Annotated in this window: 11 protein-coding genes; 7 read left to right on the top strand and 4 right to left on the bottom strand. The window is 28.1% G+C overall.

The features are described from left to right. The first annotated feature begins 8 nt into the window (after positions 1–8). From ACYPV9_RS05705 to ACYPV9_RS05695, 3 genes are read left to right on the top strand one after another with little or no spacing between them, the layout of a single operon-like run. Complete coding sequence (locus ACYPV9_RS05705; RefSeq protein WP_299060038.1) at positions 9–737, top strand: FKBP-type peptidyl-prolyl cis-trans isomerase; 729 nt, start codon at positions 9–11, stop codon at positions 735–737. A 4-nt stretch (positions 738–741) separates the two neighbouring features. Next, entirely contained in the window at positions 742–1,896 is a 1,155-nt protein-coding gene (locus ACYPV9_RS05700) for a peptidylprolyl isomerase (protein WP_299060040.1), read from the top strand. Between the two features lie 4 nt (positions 1,897–1,900). Further along, positions 1,901–2,455 carry a phosphatase PAP2 family protein gene (locus ACYPV9_RS05695; RefSeq protein ID WP_299060042.1) on the top strand — a complete coding sequence of 185 codons (555 nt, stop codon included), beginning with the start codon at positions 1,901–1,903 and terminating at the stop codon, positions 2,453–2,455. On the opposite strand, the gene ACYPV9_RS05690 is transcribed toward ACYPV9_RS05695, so the two are convergent. After that, positions 2,452–4,446 carry an LTA synthase family protein gene (locus tag ACYPV9_RS05690; RefSeq protein ID WP_459742229.1) on the bottom strand — a complete coding sequence of 665 codons (1,995 nt, stop codon included), beginning with the start codon at positions 4,444–4,446 and terminating at the stop codon, positions 2,452–2,454. The genes ACYPV9_RS05695 and ACYPV9_RS05690 overlap by 4 nt on opposite strands. Before the next feature lie 23 nt (positions 4,447–4,469). After that, positions 4,470–5,693 (bottom strand): peroxiredoxin family protein, encoded by a 1,224-nt coding sequence (locus ACYPV9_RS05685; RefSeq protein ID WP_459742227.1) that lies wholly within the window; start codon positions 5,691–5,693, stop codon positions 4,470–4,472. 121 nt (positions 5,694–5,814) lie between these two features. Between ACYPV9_RS05685 and pheT the strand changes: the two genes are divergently transcribed. The 3 genes from pheT to ACYPV9_RS05670 are packed head-to-tail and all read left to right on the top strand — an operon-like array spanning position 5,815 to position 9,974. Beyond that, complete coding sequence (gene pheT / locus ACYPV9_RS05680) at positions 5,815–8,241, top strand: phenylalanine--tRNA ligase subunit beta (protein WP_459742225.1); 2,427 nt, start codon at positions 5,815–5,817, stop codon at positions 8,239–8,241. Positions 8,242–8,289: 48 nt separating this feature from the next. Further along, positions 8,290–9,321, top strand: coding sequence for a quinone-dependent dihydroorotate dehydrogenase (locus ACYPV9_RS05675; RefSeq protein WP_459742223.1), 1,032 nt, complete (start codon positions 8,290–8,292; stop codon positions 9,319–9,321). Positions 9,322–9,356: 35 nt separating this feature from the next. After that, complete coding sequence (locus ACYPV9_RS05670) at positions 9,357–9,974, top strand: LysE family translocator (protein WP_459742221.1); 618 nt, start codon at positions 9,357–9,359, stop codon at positions 9,972–9,974. 57 nt (positions 9,975–10,031) lie between these two features. Here ACYPV9_RS05670 and ACYPV9_RS05665 read toward each other — a convergent pair whose 3' ends face one another. Beyond that, positions 10,032–11,870 (bottom strand): DEAD/DEAH box helicase, encoded by a 1,839-nt coding sequence (locus ACYPV9_RS05665; protein ID WP_459742219.1) that lies wholly within the window; start codon positions 11,868–11,870, stop codon positions 10,032–10,034. 138 nt (positions 11,871–12,008) lie between these two features. Beyond that, the gene (locus ACYPV9_RS05660) at positions 12,009–13,406 is read right to left on the bottom strand and encodes a hypothetical protein (RefSeq protein ID WP_459742217.1); all 1,398 of its coding nucleotides are present in this window, start codon (positions 13,404–13,406) and stop codon (positions 12,009–12,011) included. A 185-nt stretch (positions 13,407–13,591) separates the two neighbouring features. Here ACYPV9_RS05660 and ACYPV9_RS05655 point away from each other — a divergent pair, with 185 nt between their 5' ends. After that, positions 13,592–15,211, top strand: coding sequence for an ABC-F family ATP-binding cassette domain-containing protein (locus tag ACYPV9_RS05655; protein ID WP_299060063.1), 1,620 nt, complete (start codon positions 13,592–13,594; stop codon positions 15,209–15,211). Positions 15,212–15,270: the final 59 nt, after the last annotated feature.

Genomic DNA, 15,270 nt, shown 5'->3' with positions numbered 1-15,270 from the left:
TTATAAAAATGAAAATTGTAAAAAATTTAGCAGCAGTAGCAATTACAGTATCTATGTTTTCTTGCGGAAACCAAGTTAAAGAAGTTAGTTCTTTAAAAACAGAATTAGACTCTGTTAGTTATGCAGTTGGTTTAAGTATGTCTGGTCAATTAAAATCTAATTTTAGTGAAGTAGATAAAGATTTATTAGCACAAGGTATTAGAAATGGTTTAGATTCTACAAATTTATTAATAGAAAATAAAGATATTCAAAAAGTTTTAAGCACTTACTTTCAAAAGAAACAACAAGAGCAAATGAAAGAAATGCAAGAAAAAGCAGAAAAGGAAGCTTTGGCTAAATTTGGAGAAAATAAAAAAGCAGGTGAAGAATTTTTAGCTGAAAATAAAAATAAAGACGGTGTAAAAACTACAGAAAGTGGTATTCAATACATCGTTTTAAAAGAAGGTAAAGGAGAAAAACCAGCAGGACCTAATTCTAGAGTAAAAGTGCACTATCATGGTACTAATTTAGACGGAAAAGTTTTTGATAGTTCTGTTGATAGAGGTACACCAGCAGAATTTGGTTTAGACCAAGTAATAAAGGGTTGGACAGAAGGTGTTCAGTTAATGAAAGAAGGAGCAAAGTATAAATTCTTTATTCCACAAGAATTAGCTTATGGTGTGCAACAAAGAGGTGAAAACATAAAGCCTTTTTCTACATTAATCTTCGAAATTGAATTATTAGAAGTTTTAAAATAATAGAATGAAAAATTTTTTCATAGTTTCTTTATTATTGATTGTTTTAACATCTTGTAATACTAAAAAGTACAAAGATTTAGACAACGGTTTGTATGCAGAAATAGAAACCAATAAAGGAAATATTTTATTAGAATTACATGCAGAAAATGTACCCAAAACTGTTGCCAACTTTGTGGCTTTAGTTGAGGGTACAAATAGCAGATTAGTAGATTCTTTAAAAGGTAAAAACTTTTATGAAGGGATTATTTTTCATAGAGTTGTACCTAATTTTGTAATTCAAGGTGGTGGTTTTACATCAGAAGGTAGAAAAAGTGCAGGATATCTTTTTGGAGATGAATTTCCTAGAGACGAAAATGGTGATGTTTTATATAAGCACGATGATCAAGGTGTACTTTCTATGGCTAATGGAGGTCCCACAACAAATAATAGTCAATTTTTTATAACACATAGACCAATTCCGCATTTAGACGGTAAACACAGTGTTTTTGGTAAAACTGTTGTGAATCCTTTTGAATATAAAAAACTTCAACAAAAGTATTCTGATTCTTTACAATTAGTTAAAGCAATAGATTCTGCAAGAATGGTTGTAGTTAATAAAATTGTTCAAAATGACACGATAAAAACTATAGATATTATTAGAATAGGTGATTTTGCAGAAAATTTTAATGCCGCAGAAGTTTTTGATAGAGAAGTTGAAAATTTTAATAAATCTCAAAAAGAAAAAATAGAACAAGAAAAAATTCTAGAAGAAAAGAGATATGCTAAATATCTAAAAGCTAAAAAAGAATTTTTAATTGAAAAAGAAGAATCTAAGGCAGTTAAAACAGGTACAGGATTACGTATATTAAAATTGAAAGAAACTAACGGAAAAAAGGTAAATCCTAATAAAGCTGTTACTGTAAATTATACACTTTATATAGCAGACGGTACAAGAATGCAATCATCTAGTGATGTTGGTAAACCTATAGTTTTTGATTTGAATGATGAGGCTAGACCAATGATTAGTGGATTAAAAGAAGGGATTTTAACGATGAGACAAGGCGAGAAATCAAGATTGTTTATACCTTACACTATTGGTTTCGGAGAGACAAAATTTGGTCCTTTTCCTGCAAAGTCTGATTTGATTTTTGAAGTAGAAGTTTTAAAAATAGGAAACTAGTTTTATGAATATTATTCAAAAAGACAAAGAATTACTAATCTTTCTTAACAATTTAGGAAACGAATATTGGGATCCTTTTTGGTTGATGGTAACAGATCAACGAAACTGGATCCCTTTATTTCTTTTAATTATTTTTCTAATTTTTAAACAATTCGGATGGAAAAAAGGCGGGCTTGTTTTGATAGCGATGATAGTTTTAGTTGCTTTTTCAGACCAATTTACCAACTTAATAAAGAATTCTATCCAAAGAATAAGACCGAATAATGATACTGCTATAAAATATCAACTAAGAACACTTATAAGTCCACAGAGCTTTAGTTTTATGTCTGGTCATGCAACAACATCTACTTTCTTTACAGTTTTTGTTATCTTATTATTAAAAGAAGCTTACAAGTTTATTTATTTTTTAATTTTATTTCCTCTAATATTTGCTTACAGCAGGTTGTATTTAGGGATTCATTTTCCTATAGATATTCTAGTAGGTATTTTAATAGGAACCTTTTTTGCGTTTATATATCATTACTTATTTAATAAGTTAGATAAAAGATTATTTAGTTAGTCTTTTTTATTATTGAAGTATAAATACTTTGTAGAATGATAATAAGCATTTAACAAACTATCTAATTCTTTTGTTTTTACAGGTAAATCTTCTTTTAAATCGTTAAGCGATTTTTCTTTTAAATTATATAAACCATTAGTATTAGAAACTGTTGTTTTGTAATAATACAGGCTATCTTTAATTATACCAACTGCGGGTTCACCTTTAATGCCTAGGTAAATAAAAGAATTACTATTTGTGTAAGTGCTATCTATAAGGTTATTTCCTAAAGTATAGTTTGTGTGGTCTATTTTAGCTAAACTAATTAAAGTTGGAAATAAGTCAATTAATTTACCATTCTTTTTAATAACTCTTGGCTTTACATATTTAGGTGCGTGAATTAAAAAGGGTACATGTTGTGATTGAATATTTAAATCATATTCTTTAGAGAATAATTCCGTTCTAGTCATTGCAGTATTGTGATCTCCAAAAAATGCAAAAATTGTATTATCATAATAACCAGATTTTTTTGCTCTTTCTAAGAATTTACCCACATTAAAATCTAGGTATCTTAACGCATTTAGTTGAGCCATAGATTTAAAACCGCTTTTCTCTAGTTGCTCTTTTGTAATAGCATTTTCTTTTAAAGGTTTGTAATTTTCTTTTTCATTTGGCACTGTAAAGGGCATATGGTTTGTTGCTGTTTGTATATAAGCAATAAATGGTTTGCCTTTTTTTGATAGTTTTTCTAATTCTTTATTAGATTCTTTAAATAACTCGTAATCATCAATACCCCAAACATCTGCTCTGTTTTCTGTTACGTAACTTCCTTCTTCAAAAATTTTTAAACCTTTAATATTCGATTGAAAAATACTTCTAATGTTTGCCCAATTTGCACTTCCTCCTAAAAAATATAATTTTTCATAACCTGTAAACTGATCAAAAAGTATTCGTTGATCTTGTAAAAGAGGGTTTCTGGAAGCTGTTCTAACATTTTCGACATCTGGTAAACCTGTTACGCTAGCAAAGACACTAGCAGCTGTACCTGATTTATGTACATAAAAATTAGGAAAGCTGATGCTTTTTTGAAGTAAAGAATCTAAAACAGGTGTGCTATTTATTGGGTTACCATAATAGCTCATTGGTTTAACACCAACAGATTCTAACATAACAATAATTACATTTGGTTTCTCTTTAAAAGTTGTTTCAAAATTTACTTTTCTAGAAAATGAAATAGAATCTTTTGGTAATTTTAAGTGGTTAGAAATTAAAGGGTAATATTTGTTAAATTCTTTCATATTTACGCCTTCACTTCTGTAAGCAAAACTATCGAAAAAATATAAAACAGGATTTAAAGTAAATTGATTTACTGCATTATTTTTAGAAAAAAAAGCTTGACTCCAGCGAAGAGGATAGTGAGTGAAACTATTATAAATTCCGAAAGAAAGAATTAAGAATGTTCCGATAAAATAGAGTGATTTAACTTTAGTAGTAATTAAAGTTTTTTGATTTGTAAATGATTTGTAAATAAATTTAGAAAGCCCAAAAACAGCAATACCAAGTAACAATAATCCAATTAAACCTTTATAAATAGGGTAGCTTTCTACTAAAACCTGACCAGAAATTTTTAAGTTACTTAAAAATCGAAGAGAAGAAGCGTCTAACCTTATGTTTAAATAATCATAGTATCCAAAATCAAATAAAAAGAATAATGTTAGAATTACATAAGCTATTGTAAAATAAATATTTGCAATTATTTTATAATTTTTTTTGCTTAAAAATTTATAGTTTGTAATTAAAACCAATATAGCAATAGGAAAAATTGTAATAACAGCTAATTTTAAATCGAAACGAGCACCTAAAGAAAACCCTATTTTAACTTCGTTAGTTGAAATATTGTCTAATTCTGAAAATAGAAAATAGAATAAAATTCTAAATAAAAATATGAAAAGAAAAAGAAAAGAAAGATGTGTGAAAATATACTTTATGTAGTTTGGTATTCTTTTGAACATTCTATTTTTTTTGTGCAAATATATTATTTTTCGTTTACTAGTAAATCTATAAAAACTTCAAAATCCTTCTTAAAATCTATATAATTTTTACCCGTTGCAGGACCGTTAAAACCTGTATGGATTTTTCTTACTTTACCTTTCTTGTCGATAAAAATAGTTGTTGGATAAGACAAAATATGATTTAACATTGGTAATTTTTTTTGTGCCATAGTCTTATTAGCAACATTACCAAAATCTGCTAATAAAACAGGATAATTGATACCTATTCTATTTTTTAAACGCTTTATTCTTTTAAACGCTGCGTCTTTATTTTTTGCTACTTCAAAAGCAAGTGCAACTATTTTAATTTTTTTATTTGGATTATTATTTAAATAATTAACATAAAACTTACTTTCATCTAAACAATTAGGGCACCAAGTTCCCATTATTTGAACCAAAACAACTTCATTTTGATATTCTTTATCACTAAGAGATATAATTTTTCCATTTTCATCAGAAAAAGAGAAATCAAAAGACTCATATTCTGGATTCAAAAAAGTTAATTCTTCTTCATTTGGTAGTTCATAACTATTATTTAGTTTAGCAGTAAAAGTTTCTTTCCAATGGTTACCAGAATAAAAATAACCATTCATAATAGAATCAGTAACTTTGGCTGTAAATAGAAATGCATGCGCACCATCAAATGTAGAAAGTTTTAAAGAATCGCCATTTATTATTCCTTCTAAATACCTATAATCACCGGTTGTAGTTCTAAAAGTACCAGTAACACTACTTTTTTTCTGTTTAAATATACCTTTTGCAATATATTTATCTTCTTTAGAGTTTTGGCTAAAAATTACTTCCCAATTTCCGGAAACATCAACGTTAGTTTTTTTTGTTTTAATAAATCTTTTATTAAAAGCTTCTGTATAAAAAGGGACAGTCCTATCTAAACTCTCTTTTATAAAAGAACCTTGTAAAAGACCGTTCTTTTTAATCTTTGCCATTATATAACCTTCATAAACCGGCATTTTTATTAGAACAGAATCATTTACATAGCTTATTTCATCTACAATAATTTCTTCTTCAGCATTGTATACAGATAATAAACTATCACTTTTAACATCCATAATAAATGGCAATTTTTGATTGTCTTTTACTTTAAGAATTGCTCTATAAGTACCTTTTTTTAATGTTTTAACTTTAGGTTTATTACATGAAACACAGATACTTAAAAAAAGGATAAAATGTAGAAATCTTTTATGCATGTTTAATAGAATCGATTTTTATAAATATTGTGAATAAACTTACGTCTTTTTAAGTTGAAAATGGACTTAAAAAACGATAAAAATAGTTAAATTTGCAGCTTATAAACCCGAAAAAAGGAATATGAAAATATCATACAATTGGTTAAAACAGTTTTTGCAAACAGATTGGGATGCTGTTAAAACAGGTGAATTATTAACCGATTTAGGTCTAGAAGTAGAAGGAATTGAAACTAAAGAATCTATTAAAGGTAGTTTAAAAGGTATTGTTGTTGGTGAAGTTTTAACATGTGTGCAACATCCAAATGCAGATAGGTTAAAAGTAACTACAGTAGATTTAGGTAACGGAGATCCTGTGCAGATTGTTTGTGGTGCGCCAAATGTAGATGCTGGTCAAAAAGTGCCAGTAGCAACGATTGGAACTATCTTATATGATGACAAAGGTGAAGGGTTTAAAATAAAAAAAGGAAAAATTAGAGGAGAAGAAAGTCATGGAATGATTTGTGCTGAAGACGAATTAGGTTTAGGTTCTGGTCATGACGGAATTATGATTTTAGATGATACTCTTGCTAATGGTACACCCGCAGCAGAAGTTTTTAATATAGAAATAGATCAAATTTTTGAAATTGGTTTGACACCAAATAGATCTGATGCAATGAGCCACTTTGGTGTTGCTAGAGATTTACGTGCCGGATTAATGCAACAAGAAATTAATTTAGAATTAATTTCTCCTTCTGTAAGTGATTTTCATGTAGATGAAAGAACACTTCGTTTTGATGTTGAAGTAGAAAATAAAGAACAAGCACCTAGATATTGTGGTATTACAATTACAGATGTAACTGTTAAAGATTCTCCAGAATGGATTCAGAATAGATTAAAAGCTATTGGTTTAACGCCTAAAAACAATATTGTAGATATTACAAACTATGTTTTACATGAACTAGGACAACCTTTACATGCTTTTGACGCCCAAAAAATTAAAGGCAATAAAGTTTTAGTTAAAACTTTAGAAGAAGGTACAAAATTTACAACTTTAGATGATGTAGAAAGAGAATTGTCATCTGAAGATATTATGATTTGTGATGCAGATTCAAATCCGCTTTGTATTGCCGGTGTTTTTGGTGGAAGTAAATCTGGTGTTACAGAAAATACAACTTCCATCTTTTTAGAAAGTGCATATTTCAATCCAGTTTCTGTTAGAAAAACAGCCAAAAGACATGCTTTAAATACAGATGCTTCTTTCCGTTTCGAAAGAGGAATCGACATAAATATGACAGAATATGCTCTTAAAAGAGCAGCTTTGTTAATCGAAGAATATGCCGGAGGAAAAATGGGTTCTGATATTTCTGATTTCTATCCAGAAAAAGCAGAAGATTATCAAGTGTTTTTGTCTTATGAAAATGCATACAGGTTAATAGGTCAAGAATTACCAAAAGAAACAATTAAAAATATTTTAGCTTCTTTAGAAATTAAAATTAACAGTGAAACTGCCGGAGGTTTAGGATTAACAATTCCTTTTTACAGAACAGATGTTCAAAGAGAAGCAGATATTATAGAAGAAATTTTAAGAGTTTACGGTTATAATAACATCGAATTTTCACACAAATTAAACACATCTATTTCTTTTGATTCTAATAAAGATTCTAAAATAGAAAATGTTGTTGCTAATCAATTATCTGCCTTAGGTTTTAACGAAACTATGGCAAATTCTTTAACAAAACCTCATTATGCAACTTTATCAGAAAATATAAATGAAGAAGCTAATGTAGAAATGTTAAACCCATTAAGTAACGATTTAAAGGTGATGCGTCAGTCTTTATTATTTAGTGGTTTAGAATCAGTTTCTTATAATATTAATAGAAAAAATAATTCTTTAAAGTTTTATGAATTTGGTAAAAGTTACCATAAATTTAATGGAAAGTATCAAGAGGATAAACATTTAACATTATTTGTTACTGGTAATCGAACAAATGAAACTTGGGTTCAAAATAACAAGCAATCAGATTTTTTCTATTTAAAAGGAATAATTACCAATATTTTAGGAAGATTAGGTGTAGATAAACTAAAAACAACACCATCTAAATTAGATGTCTTTTCAGAAGGAATTACACTAAGTTTAGGTAAGATGAAACTTGTAGAATTTGGAGTTGTTAAAAGATCTGTTTTAAAAGAATTCGGAATTAAGCAAGAGGTTTTATTTGCTGATTTTAACTGGGATACAATTTTAAAAATTACAGGAAATAAAAACATCAAAATTACAGATTTGGCAAAGTTTCCGGCTGTAAAAAGAGATTTAGCACTTTTATTAGATGCTAAAACTGAATTTAAAGAGTTATATAATGCTGCTTTTCAATCAGAAAAGAAGTTATTAAAAGAAGTAGATTTATTTGATGTTTATGAAGGTGAAAACCTACCAGAAGGTAAAAAATCTTATGCAGTAAGTTTTCTATTGCAAGATGAAACTAAAACATTAGCCGATAAACAGATTGATAAAATAATGCAAAAACTACAGCAAACTTTCGAAAAGAATTTTAATGCTGTTTTAAGATAATTTATAAAGGCTCCATGTTATTTGGGGCTTTTTTTATACCCTAATTTTATGTACAAATTAATTATACAACCTATTTTATTTCTATTTGATCCAGAAAAAGTTCATTATTTTACATTTTCTCTAATTCGATTTTTATGTAAAATCCCATTGATAGCACCTTTATTTAGAAAAGTATATCAAATTAATGATAAAAGATTAGAACGTAATCTATTTGGATTAACTTTTAAGAATCCGGTTGGATTAGCTGCTGGTTTTGATAAAAATGCAGTACTCTATAATGAGTTGGCAAATTTTGGTTTTGGTTTTATAGAAATAGGAACAGTTACTCCTAAAGGTCAAGTTGGTAATCCTAAAAAAAGGCTTTTTAGACTAAAGGATGATAAGGGGATAATTAATAGAATGGGGTTTAATAATGATGGAGTAGAAGAAGCTATTAAAAACTTAAAGAAGAATAAACATAAAGTAATAATTGGAGGTAATATCGGTAAAAATACAGCTACTTCTGCAGAAGATTATACGAAAGATTATTTAGAAGTTTTTACAGAATTACATCCTTTTGTAGATTATTTTGTATTAAATGTAAGTTGTCCTAATGTAGGAAGTCATGCAAAATTAAATGATAAAGATTACTTAATTGAATTGATTACAGAATGTCAAAAAAAGAACAATCAGTTTACCATTAAAAAACCAATTCTTCTTAAAATTGCTCCAGATTTAAATAATGTGCAATTAGATGAAATTATAGAATTAGTAGCAGAAACTAATATTGATGGAGTAATTGCATCCAATACCTCTATAAAAAGAGACAATTTAAAGGCTACCAAAGAAAGATTAAATGAGATTGGTAACGGTGGTGTTAGTGGCCAACCTATAAAAAATCAAAGTACTGCGGTAATTAGATATTTAGCAGATAATTCTAATAAATCATTTCCTATTATTGGAGTAGGAGGTATACATTCTGCAGAAGATGCTTTAGAAAAAATAAATGCAGGTGCAGATTTAGTGCAAATTTATACTGGTTTTATTTATGAAGGACCGAGTTTGATTAAAAAAATAAATAGAGCTATTTTAAATAATTAACTATTTTTATTATTAAAAATAGACTTATTTATTAAATGATAGAAACACTTTTTTCTTTTGCTATAGCAACTTCTATACTAGCTTTATCTCCTGGACCAGATAATATTTTTGTATTGACACAAAGTATAGTTAACGGTAAAAAATATGGCTTAGCAACAGTTTTTGGTTTGATTAGTGGCTGTTTAATTCATACAAGTTTATTGGCTTTTGGGGTGTCTGCAATTATCAAAGAGTCTGATAGTATTTATCTTGCAATTAAAATATTTGGTGCTATTTACTTATTATACTTAGCTTTTAAAGTTTATAAATCTGATGAAAATATTGAACTCTCAGAAAATAGTATTCAAAAAAAATCTACTTTACAATTATTTAAGCAAGGATTTATCATGAATGTTTTAAATCCTAAAGTAACCATTTTTTTTCTAGCTTTTTTTCCAGGGTTTCTATTTAGTAATCAACTAAGTACTGTTATTCAGTTTTACGTTTTAGGTTTCATATTTATGCTAGTTTCATTAATAATCTTTTCTGCAATTGCAATTTTATCAGGAAAAATATCAGAAAATATAAAGCATAATAAAAAAATAGGATTTTATTTAAAATGGATGCAAGTAATTGTGTTTACTTCAATAGCTTTCTTAATTTTATACAAATAGAAAAAGCTCATAAAAATTAATTTTATGAGCTTTTATAATATTTATGAATTATAGAATCTAGTTTTCTCTACGTTTTCTCCCGAATCCGCTAGATGCTTTTCTATCTCCTCCGCTTCTTGAGCTTCTATCTGGTCTATCAGAAGAACGTCTTTCAGAACGACCTCTGTTTCCTGAGTCACTTCTTCTAGAAGATGATGATGAACCCTCAGAACTTCTACGTCTTCCAAAACCGCCATCTTTTTTACCAAATGGCTTTTTACGACCACCTCTTCTTCCGCCTCCAGAACGTTCTTTTTTAGTTACTTCTACATTTACAGATCTACCTTCAAAATCTGGTTGATTGCTAGAGAAACTTTCTAAAGTTTTGTCTTCGTAATTTTTATCAATTTCGAAAAAAGAAAAAGTATCTAAAATGTCTATTGCACCAATTTCAATCTTATCTCCAATATTTTGCTCGTTAATTAAACCGATTAACTTACCAGGATTTAAATTATCTTTTCTACCAATATTAATAAAAAAACGAGTCATGTTTTCATTAGTAGATCTTGCTCTAGAGTTATCTCTAGAAGATAAATCGTTTAAATCTTTAGCATTTTCGTAGTAAGCCAACATTGTATTGAATTCTAACGAAACGAATTTTTTAATTAATTCTTCTCTATCTAAAGATTCTAATTTTTCGTAAATACTTGGTAAAAACTCATTAATTTGAGTTTCGTTAACTTCTATATTTTGAACTTTATCAATTAAATTCATTAATTGATTCTGACAAATTTCTTTACCAGAAGGAACCTTAGCTTCTACAAACTTCTTCTTAATAATTCTTTCTATTTGTCTTAGTTTACCTTTTTCTTTACCGTTAACTAAAACAATAGAAATACCTTTGTTACCAGCTCTACCAGTTCTACCACTTCTATGGTTGTAGTTTTCTACTTGGTCTGGTAATTTATGATTAATAACGTGTGTTAATTCAGTAACATCCAATCCTCTTGCAGCAACATCTGTTGCAACTAAGATTTGAATTGTTTTTTTTCTGAATTTACCCATTACAGAATCTCTTTGACCTTGAGATAAATCTCCGTGCAAAGAATCTGCATTGTAACCGTCTTTAATTAAATTATCTGCTACTTCTTGAGTTTCTCTACGAGTTCTACAAAAAATAATAGCATAAATATTTGGGTTTAAATCTGCTATTCTTTTAAGTGCAGGATAACGAGTTCTTTCTGTAACCGAATAATACACATGACTCACATTATCAGAACCTTGGTTCTTTTCACCAGAAGTAATTTCTACTGGTTTTGTCATATAGTTTCTTGCAATAGCTTCTACTTCTCTCGGAAAAGTTGCAGAAAACAACAATGTTTGTTTTGTTTCTGGTGTTGCATCTAAAACGCTGTCTAATTCGTCTTTAAAACCCATGTTTAACATTTCGTCGGCTTCGTCTAATACTAACCACTCAACGTTTCCTAATTTTAATGCTCTTCTGTTTATTAAATCAACAGTTCTACCAGGTGTACCAACAACAATTTGAGATCCTCTTTTTAAAGATCTAATTTGTTCTTCCATACTAGAACCACCGTAAACTGTTGTTACTTTTACATCTGGTAAATACTTACAGAAATCTTTAATATTGTTTCCTATTTGTACAGCAAGTTCTCTTGTAGGAGATAAAATAATTGCTTGTACATTTTTACTACTAGTATCTAAAAGTTCTAATATAGGTAAACTAAAAGCTGCGGTTTTACCTGTACCTGTTTGTGCAAATGCTTTTAAATCGTCTGTAGATGAAATTATTTGTGGAATTGCTTTTTCTTGTATAACAGTTGGTTTTTCGTAACCTAAATCTGTTAATGCTTTGTTTATAGGTTCTTTTAAACCTAACTCTAAAAATGTTGACATTACTGTGTTTTTGTAGATTCACAGAACGCCCACCTGCAAATCAATTTATAAATTTCGACTTGATTTTCTATGAGTTACCTCAAAATTAAAATCGTGCAAAGGTACATGAAATTAACTTATTAGCAAGTATTTAAGTATTTAATTGTTTTTGCTTAGTTCTTTAAGCTGATTATTAATGTTATAAGATGAAATTGCGGCGTAACCATTGACTACAATTCCGTTTTTATTAACAAGAATTGTTCTGTTCATTTTGCTGGTAAGGAAATTTTCTTTTAAATCTTCTGAATTAATGTAATATTGATTTTTAATATCAATATTTTTAATTCTATTATTACTGTTACCATCAACCTCTATAACTGCGAAATTTAAATTTGGAAATTTTTTCTGTAAATATGGAATTCTAGAACTTATAAATGATTTAGACATATATTCCTTATTCCAAAATAATAAAACAGAATTTTTATGAATTGTAAAATCTACAATATCTATAGATTGGTTTGTAAAATCTATAATATTAAATCCTTTAATAGCATCTCCTTTATGTATTACTTTATTATCTTCTAAAACACTTTTTACAAGATTAATATCATCTTTATTTGTAGAAAGCTTAAAAAATAATTCAAACGACTCATTATTAATATTACAACTCGATTTTCTGTAAAAATGGTCTAGAACAGTTCTTTTAAGTAGTGCATTCTTAGAATCTGTTGCATTAATTTCCTTATCAATAGTATGTAATAAGTCGACTGTAAATTGAGTTGTAAAATTTTCTTGCTTGGGTTTATGACCTAATGCGTATGTTTTGTTATATAAATAATTGGTAATGTATCTCGCATAAGGAGAATAATACATTAAATCGTTATTATTAAATTCAATATTTTGTCTATAATCATAAAAAGATGGTTCCAATTTAGGGAATTCTTTTTTTCGTAAACTGTAAACGTGATTGGTAGGGTATCTTTCTGCTCTAGAATATATTGTATAGGTTAAAGCAGTTTTAAGTATTTTAAAATAGCTTTCTGTCTCATTCGGATGTTTTTCAATGTATTCTTTGTATGTTTCTAATCTAGTATTAATAACAGAATCAACTTTTTCTTTGTATTTATTAGGTGATAATCTGTTTAGCTTGTAAAATAATTTTCTTTCATTTTCGTCTTCAAGAAAAATATCGATTAAAATATTATTTCTTTCAGCACCTTTACCTGCAAAAACTAAAGATTCATCAAAATCCCAAGTATTTAAGCGCAACATTAAACTATCTTTTGGCTCTAAATAAATGTATTGTGTCTCATTACCATGTTCAAAATGATATAAACCCTCGTTTAAATTATCAAAAGTACCTAGAAACTTGTTTTTTTTATCTAAAACCAAAGTATCTATTAATTTATCATTTGCATACAAAACAACAAACTTGGTTTTAGGGTTGATAATTTTACCACCAAAATAGGTATTGGTGTTATTGCCACTATTAGAGCAACTTTGTATTGTTACTAATAGTAATAGAATGGGAATAAATAAAATGTAATTTTTACGCATATATAATTGGCAAATATAGTATACAAATGTAGAAATTAGAATTTTGTCATGTTGTTAATTCACTGTTAAAATAGTTTAAAACAATATTTAAAATTCAAATTTTTAGCTTACAAAAGTATTAATGATTTTGGTTAAAAAGAAAAATGGAATTTGTACTTTTGCACAAAATTAAAAAAAGCTTATTTATGTTATCAGTATCTAATTTATCTGTTCAATTTGGAAAACGTATTTTATTCGATGAAGTAAATACAAAGTTTGTTCAAGGAAATTGTTACGGAATTATTGGAGCCAACGGAGCCGGGAAATCTACATTCTTAAAGATTATTTCTGGCGTACAAGAGCCAACTTCTGGTCAAGTACATTTAGAAGCAGGCAAACGTATGTCTGTTTTAACTCAAGATCATTATGCTTTTGATGAGTATCCGGTTTTAGAAACTGTAGTAATGGGTAATAAAGATTTATTTAAAATAAAAAAACAAATAGATGCTTTATACGCAGATTATACTGATGAAAATGCAGAGAAAATAGGTGAATTGCAAATTGTTTTTGAAGAAATGGATGGTTGGAACGCAGATTCTAATGCTGCAGCAATGCTATCTAACTTAGGTATAAAAGAAGATTTGCATTACACTTTAATGAAAGATTTAGATGGTAAGCAAAAAGTACGTGTATTAATAGCACAGGCGTTATTTGGTAATCCTGATGTTTTAATAATGGATGAGCCTACCAATGATTTAGATTTTGAAACAATTGCTTGGTTAGAAAATTTCTTAGCCAATTTTGAAAATACAGTAATTGTGGTATCTCATGATAGACACTTTTTAGATGCTGTTTGTACACATATTTCTGATATAGATTTCGGAAAAATTAATCATTATTCTGGTAACTATACTTTTTGGTACGAATCTAGCCAACTAGCAGCAAAACAGAGAGCACAACAAAACAAAAAAGCAGAAGACAAAAAGAAAGAATTAGAAGAATTTATTCGTCGTTTTTCTGCAAATGTTGCAAAATCTAAACAAGCAACATCTCGTAAAAAAATGATTGATAAATTAAATGTTGAAGATATTAAACCATCAAGTAGACGTTATCCTGCAATTATTTTTGATAGAGATAGAGAAGCCGGAGATCAAATTTTAAATGTCGAAGGTTTATCTAAAGAATTTGAAGGAGAAAAATTATTTGATGATGTGCACATCAATTTAAATAAAGGAGATAAAGTAGCTGTAATTTCTAAAAACTCTAGAGCGGTAACAGCTTTTTATCAAATTATTAATGGTAATGAAGATGCAGATGCTGGTAAGTTTTCGTGGGGAGTTACAACTACACAATCTTATTTACCTTTAGATAACTCTAGCTTTTTTCAAGATGGTAACTTAAACTTGGTAGATTGGTTAAGGCAATATGCCCAAACAGAAGAAGAAAGAGAAGAAGTGTTTTTACGTGGTTTCTTAGGAAAAATGATTTTTTCTGGAGAAGAAGCTTTAAAGAAAAGTAATGTGCTTTCTGGGGGTGAAAAAGTACGTTGTATGTTGTCTAGAATGATGATGAAGAGAGGAAACGTATTAGTTTTAGATGAACCAACAAATCACTTAGACTTAGAGTCTATACAATCATTAAACAACGCGTTAATTAATTTTAAAGGAACTGTTTTATTTACAACACACGATCACGAGTTTGCACAAACAGTTGCAAATAGAATTATAGAGTTAACACCTAAAGGAGTTATTGATAGATATACAACTTTCGAAGAGTATTTATCTGATCCAAAAATTAAAGAATTAAGAGAAAAAATGTACTCTTAGTTAAATAATTATTGATTAAAAATAAAAAAGGAAACCAATTTGGTTTCCTTTTTTATTTA

This window comes from Polaribacter sp. OB-PA-B3 (assembly GCF_054589375.1).
Note: the sequence above shows the minus strand (reverse complement) of the source record. Positions and strands in the feature narration are given on the sequence as shown.